This is a genomic window from Acidovorax sacchari (assembly GCF_042847045.1).
In the GTDB taxonomy this organism is placed as follows: domain Bacteria; phylum Pseudomonadota; class Gammaproteobacteria; order Burkholderiales; family Burkholderiaceae_C; genus Paracidovorax; species Paracidovorax sacchari.
Window position 1 is genome coordinate 3150733 of record NZ_AP035783.1, and the last position, 8125, is coordinate 3158857.

General features: G+C 59.2%; 7 protein-coding genes and 1 pseudogene. 2 read left to right on the forward strand and 6 right to left on the reverse strand.

What is annotated here, in order from left to right:
• Window positions 1-34: 34 nt before the first annotated feature.
• The 6 genes from ACGHC0_RS14140 to ACGHC0_RS14170 all read right to left on the reverse strand — a co-directional run bounded on the left by ACGHC0_RS14140 (window position 35) and on the right by ACGHC0_RS14170 (window position 6780).
• Window positions 35-493, reverse strand: a complete 459-nt coding sequence (locus tag ACGHC0_RS14140) for a toxin-antitoxin system YwqK family antitoxin (RefSeq protein ID WP_415265907.1) — start codon at window positions 491-493, stop codon at window positions 35-37.
• On the reverse strand, window positions 480-1310 hold the full coding sequence (locus tag ACGHC0_RS14145; RefSeq protein ID WP_415265908.1) for a YwqJ-related putative deaminase: 831 nt from the start codon (window positions 1308-1310) through the stop codon (window positions 480-482). Before ACGHC0_RS14145 ends, ACGHC0_RS14140 begins: the two co-directional genes overlap by 14 nt.
• 1 nt (window position 1311) lies before the next feature.
• A complete protein-coding gene (locus ACGHC0_RS14150) occupies window positions 1312-3063 on the reverse strand; it encodes a LysM peptidoglycan-binding domain-containing protein (protein WP_415265909.1) in 1752 nt (583 codons plus the stop codon).
• Window positions 3064-3628: 565 nt separating this feature from the next.
• A complete protein-coding gene (locus ACGHC0_RS14160) occupies window positions 3629-3865 on the reverse strand; it encodes a hypothetical protein (RefSeq protein WP_415268463.1) in 237 nt (78 codons plus the stop codon).
• A 113-nt stretch (window positions 3866-3978) separates the two neighbouring features.
• Entirely contained in the window at window positions 3979-5283 is a 1305-nt protein-coding gene (locus ACGHC0_RS14165; RefSeq protein ID WP_415265911.1) for a hypothetical protein, read from the reverse strand.
• Between the two features lie 3 nt (window positions 5284-5286).
• On the reverse strand, window positions 5287-6780 hold the full coding sequence (locus tag ACGHC0_RS14170) for a LysM peptidoglycan-binding domain-containing protein (RefSeq protein WP_415265912.1): 1494 nt from the start codon (window positions 6778-6780) through the stop codon (window positions 5287-5289).
• 16 nt (window positions 6781-6796) lie between these two features.
• Between ACGHC0_RS14170 and ACGHC0_RS14175 the strand changes: the two are divergent.
• Window positions 6797-6945: pseudogene (locus ACGHC0_RS14175) on the forward strand (IS5/IS1182 family transposase); the annotation flags it as partial.
• Between the two features lie 87 nt (window positions 6946-7032).
• A complete protein-coding gene (locus tag ACGHC0_RS14180; protein ID WP_415265913.1) occupies window positions 7033-7995 on the forward strand; it encodes an IS5 family transposase in 963 nt (320 codons plus the stop codon).
• Window positions 7996-8125: the final 130 nt, after the last annotated feature.

An 8125-nucleotide genomic window follows, 5' to 3' on the forward strand; every position in this document is an offset into this window, starting at 1 on the left:
TTCAGGTTTGAGACCGCCGCATGAAATGCTTTTTCTATTCATAGTTAGGCGCATAGGGGAATTTTTTTCTAAACTTATCAATCCACCCTCTCACAGAGGGATTATCCCTATTTGACCCAACCTCTATCTCATTCCCATTTTTATCATACTTTACCCAATCAAGCACCCGGCCAAATTCGCAGTGAGACTTTTGAAAAACAAATCCATTTTCATACCACTCTATATTAGGACCGTGAGCCATCCCCGCAAATGACACCCACTCTTGGCTTTTTTTCCCATTCTCGTACCACCATTCACCTGGACCATGGACCATACCATTCAAGTATGACCGCCGAGATTCCAAACGGCCATTTTTATAATAAGAAACAGCAATACCAGAAAATGGAATACCATTATACTGAAATCCATAATGATCATCTTCCAGATCATCAATATGAACCTCTTTTTTTGGTGCCTCACGGCTCCAATCGTAAGAATCATCATGGCTGGACATAGTGGACACCATTCAAGATATAGTCACAATGGGGGCATGCCGGCTTATACGTACCACGCATTGCAGCCGCTTTAGTCTCTATAGTAGAGACGGCTATTTCACTCAGTTTAGCACCAGGTCTCGCCAGAAGCAACTCATTCACAGCATAAATCTCCGAATGAGACCCCGCTGCAGCAGACTTTTGATAGCCTAAAAGAACTTCTTCCGGCATTTTATCAAGCCGCGAAGTCAATGTTTCATCCATAACAGCTGGAATAGCTCCTCCCTTATTATTCAAGCCAAAACTAACCTGACCAGTCACCATATCTTGAGCGACAGTAAATGCAGGTTTCAGACTATTTAGAGATTTCCCAGCAGCTTGCATTTGCTCATAAGCCGCCACAGTCAGTTCCTTCAGAGCTTCTGCCTGCTGAAAAGTCATATCGGCTGCATTTGCATTTGACCGGAAGGCTTGAGACATCTTTATAAGAGCCCCCTCAATGCCTTCCCCAATAGCGCCACCAGCAGCTCCGAGATCTGCATTCCCAATACGCCCTAAAGCAATGCCAGCGACCACATTAAATTTGAGAGACCCGCCTGTTTGTGCTAAGTTATCGTTCTGAATTACCGGCGCCAGATTGTATACCTCACTCGATCTAAATCCTGCAAACTCTCCCTCAGCAACAACGCCTGATTTTTCTAGCAAGATGCTATAGCCATCAAGACTAGTTTTCAGCCCATTTACCGCACCATTAAATGCATCCACCCCAAAGTTAACAAAACCATTGCGAACACCTATCAATCCATCCTTCGGACTTCCAAAAACTGCAGAGCTCATACTACCAAGAGCGTATCCCACCCCCCAAACTCTGCGCTATACGAGCAGTTAAATACAGCGTTGGCGACTTAATATCAACAGCGTTATCCTGAATACTCTTCCAATATCGATTTATAGAATCTTGAAAAGATGATCCACTTGATTTACGAGGTCCCAAACTCCCAAAAATCGAAGCCAACGGATTAGTGATCTCTGGCTCTGGCTGTGCGGATTCCTCTCTCAGATTCGTCCGGGCTTGCTCTGCGCCCCCCGACGCCACCGCCCATGGAGCCAGCGCCGTGCCTACCGGCAGGTCATGTTGCAACACCTGGTTTGCCCGCGCTCCACTATCCCAGTCCGTATATTGCGACCACTCGTCTTGGTAAACCCCATTGCGCATTTTTCCGCCCCCCATCATCTGCGAGTCTGCAATGAGCCAAGGTAAATAGGAACTCGCGGCTTGGTCACCGTAGTATTCCAGCGCATTACCGAATGTCATCGATGACTGGGGATGCGACTGCATGTAGTCGTATGCCGGCATGATCGGATCAACTCCGGCAGCTTGATAACGCTGCGCGATGGACTGGTTCGGATTGCCGCCGGGTTGCTGAGTCTGCGCACCTGCCAAGGCATTAGCGCCGGTATCAAGGATGGCGGCGCCCATTTGTTGTCCCAGGGCGTTCCCGAAAGCGTCCACAGCCACTTGCTGGATGCTCACCCGCCCGCCTCGCGCCACGGCCGCGGTCATACCCGCAGCCATCCCGCTGAGCGTCCCTCGGGCCCAGGCGGCTCCCGTCTGGCCAAGCCCATCGAGCCACGTAGCTCCCTGCAGCGCACTCCCGGCCGCGCTGCCCGCAGCCGCGCCCGCCGCGCTCGCGGCCACACCCCGCCAATCGAAGCGGTCTTGCAACCCCGTCGCAACGCCAATGCCCTGCGTAATCAGGTTCGTCGTGCCCATCTGCACAGCGGCGCCCTGCCAGCCCGCACTGGCTCCGCTGAAGCCCGATAGGTACTCCACTCCCGAGGCAACGCCTGCACTGATCGCCGACAACGCGAGACTCTTCCAACTGATGCCGTTCTGGGACCCCACCAGGTTGCCCATCATCTGCCCTGCGAGGTTGCCAATGACGGGGCCAGCAAAAATGCTGACCACGACACTGACGACGACCACAATGATCTGCCCGACGATCCCGCAGTCTCCCCCGTTCGCCGGCACCGGCAACACCGGATCCATGCTCCCCATCGCCTGGCTCGGGTCGTACGGCTGGAACGTCTCCACGCTGTTCGCGTTCAGCGCCAGCTTGGGCACCGTCAGCGTCTGCCCCGCCGTCAGCGCCCCGTCGCCCGACACCGCCAGGCTGTTGGCGTCCGCGATGCGCCACCACAGGCTCGCGTCACCCAGCACGTTGCGCGCGATGTCCTTGAGCGTCTCGCCACCCACTACCGTGTAGGCCACCGGGTCCAGGCTCTTGTGGCGCGGGCGGATCTGCGCGGCCTGCAGGCGGAAGTCCGCCGTGTCCACGTACGCCGGGTTGTTGGCCTGGGGCGTGTTCTCTTCCTGGGTGGGTGCGTCGCCGTAGCGCGCCAGCACCTCGCCGTTGGCGACCAGTTGGCGCTGCACGTGGCCGGGGGTCAGGGCACTGCCGGTCACCCCGCCCTGGTAGCCCGAGGCCGGGTTGGCGATGCTGCTGTTCACCTCGCCTTGCGCGTTGAACCCGCCCTGGTCGCCGCCGCGGCGCGTGAGGGCCGCGCTCTGCTGCCAGCTGCCGTTCAAGTACGTGTACTGGTGGGAACCTCTCAAAACCCCGATCCCGGGGACATCGTGCTCTTAAAAATCAACGAGTTACGGCGCTCCAGCCTGCGAATTCGGAGGTTTTGAGAGGTTCCCTGGTAGGTCGTCGTGGTGGTACCGCCGTCTCCGTCCTGCCGCACGCCTTTCAGGTTGCCAGCCGCGTCGTACCCCAGGCCCGTCACGCCGCCGGCATCGTGGTACGCCACATCCGAGCGCTGCGACACTTTCTGATTCCGACTCCTGAATTAGGGGTCGATCTCATGTTGAGCCTCCGGGGAACTCGAAGCGGCTTACACGGTGCTGGACTGCGCCCAAAAGGCGGTGGCGATAATCGCCCGCTCATCATTGCTGGACCAGCGATAACGTGAGGCGATCCTCAGGCTGAAGTGTGTATTGCAAAATTATCCGAGGCTCAGGCGTTGCACTTCAAATTTGAGACCGCCCCATATATCCGGGGCGAAGGCGGAGCACCCGTTCCGGGTGATCAAGCAGCAGGTCGGTCACGCCAAGGTGCGCTATCGGGGGGCTGTCCAAGAACAAGGTCAGGTCACTTCGGCGCCAGTTTCGGGGGCAAAGAGTTCAACCAAGGAATTTCATCGTCTTCCTTGTCTTGCAGTATGGCGGCCATCTCAGCTGCGGTCAGCCAAACACCATGAGCATCTACATAGAATGCCTCTCCATTTACGAGAGATACCTCCTTGGAAATGGCTCGAAGATTTCTCCTAACAAGAAGTTCATTTGAGACCCTCTCCGTAAATGAAAACAATCCTTCGACCGTTGGCATCTCGCGCTCGTCCTGCAGAACGAAGCTTCGGGAACCTGTGGCTGACTGGATCAGAAGCAAACGATAGCGTTGGTCACTACAAATATCTGACGGCTTCCACATCTTGCGCTCCTTCAAAACCGGACACCAGGGAATGCCGAGGATTGCTCGCCAAGGCTCCAAGGCATACCAGAGTATACGGGTGTTCCGTCTTGGAAGGTCGCGGAACGAACGTCTCTAACAACACCGCGCATGGTCGAGAAATTAATCGCGCCACCTTGATGCTGAATCTCCGCCAAGCGCGCCAAGGCTTCTGCGCGTTGAGACCCAACCACGCCAAGCTCGTGAATCCCCTCATGAATAGCTGTGGATGCAACCTCGGCATTCGATGAGTGCGCAGGCAAATATACCTTGGCCTTCGTCTCAAAGGCATAGCCCTTCATTCCAGTGTCGACTGTGCCGTTAACTCCTTGCTGGAAATAGCTCTTGGAAAACTCGAGCCTAAATCGATTGGTTTGTGCGGCATGGAGAACCTGCCTGCCAATTTCAGAAGTCGCCATGTTGTCCAGCACAGCCTGCTGATCGAACCACGAAACATTTCGGCTGAGGCTTCCATCCCGCGTGACAATGGAGGCCGCAGTGTTTGTATTACCGAATTGCAGTTGAGGCCTAGTTTTAGCACCAAGGTCAACTGCAGAAGCCTCTGTTTGGACCAAAAAGCTCCGCGTAGCAGGCGTACGCGTAATCCCCATAGGAACAACGGCCGCTCCCGCAAAATTTAAGCCGAGCCCGAGGCCCTCCCGCGTCAACCCACGCACATCACCGTTCATCGCGGCAGTGGTCAAGCCGTAGGCACCGGTGCCCGCGTGGTAAACCATCCCGAGCGGCGAGACATTGAAAACGTTCACTCCGGTGGCTTTGATACCTTCCCAGGTACCTGCATCTCCATTCACCACGCTGTCGGCATAGGAACTCAACGGGATTATTGGCTTGTAATCCCCTGTAACTGCGCCGTGCAACGCCTTCAAGCCGGTCTGCGCCAAATCGGCGAGCGGTGCGACCGTGAGGTCCGCCAACCCCACTATCATCCCTGCCATAACATCACCGACACCGCCAGCGATCGCGCGCAACATCGGGGGAATCTCGATTGTGAAAGGCTCGAAGATCGGCGTCACGGTTTCGCGAATCACACTATTGCGGTTCAATGCCGCTGTTATTTCTTCATCGCGCAACCGATCAAGATCTTTCATGTCGGCTTTAGCCTTAGCCAGCATTGCATCAACGGAGGGCCCAGCCCCCTTTTCGGTGATGTATACCGTACGCCCACGCTGCTCGATCGAGACAGGGCCGCGTCCCATCGTGAATCCATCACCGGCTGCCAGCAGTACGTCATTGCTGCGATCCACCGGCGGCGTCGAGCCATCGCCGACGGCGCCCACGAACTACTGCATCTGCGGGAAGTTTGGCTCATACGGCTTGCCAAATACGATGTGTTCGCCGGTATCCGGGTCCACATACGGACTGGATCCAGTTCCTTGGCCTCGATAGCTGCCACCATTGCTTGCTGTCGCCAGAGAGTTCCCCAATGCATTCCCAAACGCATCAGTCGCCACCTGCTGCACGCTGACACGCCCGCCCTTCAGCACCGCCGTGGTCATCCCTGCAGCAAAGCCCGACACGGTTCCACGCGCCAACCCCGTCGCGAAATCGCTGCCCCAGCTTCCGAACGCGTTGGCTTTGTCCAGAGCGCTGCCTACGGAAGCTCCCACGCCGGCGCCGATAGCGCCAGCCACCACCCCCTTCCAGTCGAAGCGTGGCTGCAGGCCCAGCACGGTGCCGATGCCTTGGGAGATCGTGCCCGAGACAGCCTGCTTCATCGCCGCATTGCCGAAGGTGCCCAGGTCGGACAACCAGCTGGGGTTGCCCAATCCCGCGGTCACTCCGCTACTCACGGCTGCGAGCCCCACGCTTTTCCAATTGAAGCCCTTCTGCGCGCCAATGGCGATGCCAACAGCCTGGCTGGCGACCGATCCCACGGCCCCGGCGACCGCTCCTTCGGCGATGGTCATGCCTCCAGGCAACATGGCCTGGGCGCCGGCCACGAGCGTCTCGCCCAAGGCTCCGGAAGCCCCGGTGAGCAACCCCGCCGTGTAGATCGTCGCGACCACTGCGATGACGATCATGATGATCGCCCCGATCCCCCCGCACCCGCCCCCGTTTGCCGGCACCGGCAACACCGGGTCCATGCTCCCCATCGCCTGGCTCGGGTCGTACGGCTGGAACGTCTCCACGCTGTTCGCATTCAGCGCCAGCTTGGGCACCGTCAGCGTCTGCCCCGCCGTCAGCGCCCCGTCGCCCGACACCGCCAGGCTGTTGGCGTCCGCGATGCGCCACCACAGGCTCGCGTCGCCCAGCACGTTGCGCGCGATGTCTTTCAGCGTCTCGCCCCCCACCACCGTGTAGGCCACCGGGTCCAGGCTCTTGTGGCGCGGGCGGATCTGCGCGGCCTGCAGGCGGAAGTCGGCCGTGTCCACGTACGCCGGGTTGTTGGTCTGGGGCGTGTTCTCCTCCTGGGTGGGTGCGTCGCCGTAGCGCGCCAGCACTTCGCCGTTCGCGACCAGCTGGCGCTGCACGTGGCCGGGGGTCAGGGCGCTTCCCGTCACCCCGCCCTGGTAGCCCGAGGCCGGGTTGGCGATGCTGCTGTTGACCTCGGTCTTCTTGTTGAACCCGCCCTGGCTCACGAACACCGCCGTGCCGTTGGCGTCGTTCACGAACATGCGGTCGTAGCGCGCGTCGTTGCTCGTGGCCTGCGTCGCCTGGTTCGTCAGCGCTGCCGCCAGGCTTCCGTCCGGGGCCTGCGCCGCGCTGCCCGTCACCTTCGGCTGGCGGATGCCCACCACGAAGCCGTTGGCGTCGCGCTGCGTGATCGTGCCCACCACGTCGCCCTGCCGGGTGATGGAGAGAAGCTGCGGCTGGTTGACGAGGTTCCGCAGGCTCTCAAGGAACTATGAGCGGTTACCAGAGGTGCTTGGCGGACTGCATTTCTGGTCTTCGCAGTGCTCATGTTGCCCGCCGCCGTGAGCGTACTGGCTACTGCGTGAAGCTCATAACATGCTCTAAGGAAGGTCTGCATAAACCGCCCCACGACATGCTTGGCATTGTCGTGAAGCCCTGAGACGATACGTCGCATGAAACAGCACAGCTTGGGCCTGGGAATGACGGCGAAGCGAACGCGGCGGCGGGAATTCCTGGATGAGATGGAGAAGGTCGTACCTTGGGCTGAACTGGTGGCCCTGGTGTCGCCGTACCTGCCCGAAGGCAAGCGGGGGCGTCCTCCGTTCCCGTGCGAGACCATGCTGCGCATCCATTTCATGCAGCAGTGGTTCGCGCTGAGCGACCCGGCCATGGAAGAAGCGCGGCACGACATGCCGGTGTTCCGCGAGTTCGCAGGGCTCGAGGGCTGGGATGAGCGGCTGCCCGACGAGAGCACGATCCTGAGGTTCCGACACCTGCTGGAGAAACACAAGCTGGCGGCGCAAATCCTGCAGACCGTCAACGATCTGCTCAGCGCCAAGGGCGTGATGCTCAAGAGCGGCACGGTGGTGGACGCCACCTTGATCGCAGCGCCCAGTTCGACCAAGAACAGCAGCGGCGAGCGCGACCCGGAGATGAAGCAAAGCCGCAAGGGGCAGCAGTGGTACTTCGGTATGAAGTGCCATATCGGAGTGGACGCCGACTCGGGCCTGGTACACACCGTGCGCGGCACCAGCGGCGCGGTCAATGATGTGATCGAGGCCAACAGTCTAGTGCGCGCAAGCGACCACGATGTCTATGCCGATGCTGGCTACCAAGGTGCCGGCCAACGCCCTGATGCCAGGCGCGACGTGAACTGGCACATCGCCATGCGGCCGGGCAAACGTCGCCTGCTGGATCCGGCCAAACCGATCGAAGCCTTGACCCGGCAACTCGAGCGCGTGAAGGCGGGCATCCGCGCGCGGGTCGAACACCCGTTCCGCGTTCTCAAGCGCCAGTTCGGGCATGCCAAGGTGCGCTACCGAGGGCTGGCCAAGAACACGGCACAGCTGCACACGCTGTTTGCGTTGGCCAATCTCTGGCTGGTGCGGCGCAAATTGCTGGCTGCCTTGGCATGAGTGCGCCCGCAGTTCGCCAAGCAGGCCACCTCGGCTGCCAATCCGCAGCCGCGGACGCTTGAACTGGGGTGAAATAGGCCTTTGCCGCGTTGCAGATCGATAGGTTTAGACGTCAGCACGCTTATGCGTG

Coding starts and splice junctions, on each gene's coding strand:
- ACGHC0_RS14140 (WP_415265907.1), bottom strand. CDS start 493: ATGTCCAGCCATGATGATTCTTACGATTGGAGCCGTGAGGCACCAAAA.
- ACGHC0_RS14145 (WP_415265908.1), bottom strand. CDS start 1,310: ATGAGCTCTGCAGTTTTTGGAAGTCCGAAGGATGGATTGATAGGTGTT.
- ACGHC0_RS14160 (WP_415268463.1), bottom strand. CDS start 3,865: ATGCCAACGGTCGAAGGATTGTTTTCATTTACGGAGAGGGTCTCAAAT.
- ACGHC0_RS14180 (WP_415265913.1), top strand. CDS start 7,033: ATGAAACAGCACAGCTTGGGCCTGGGAATGACGGCGAAGCGAACGCGG.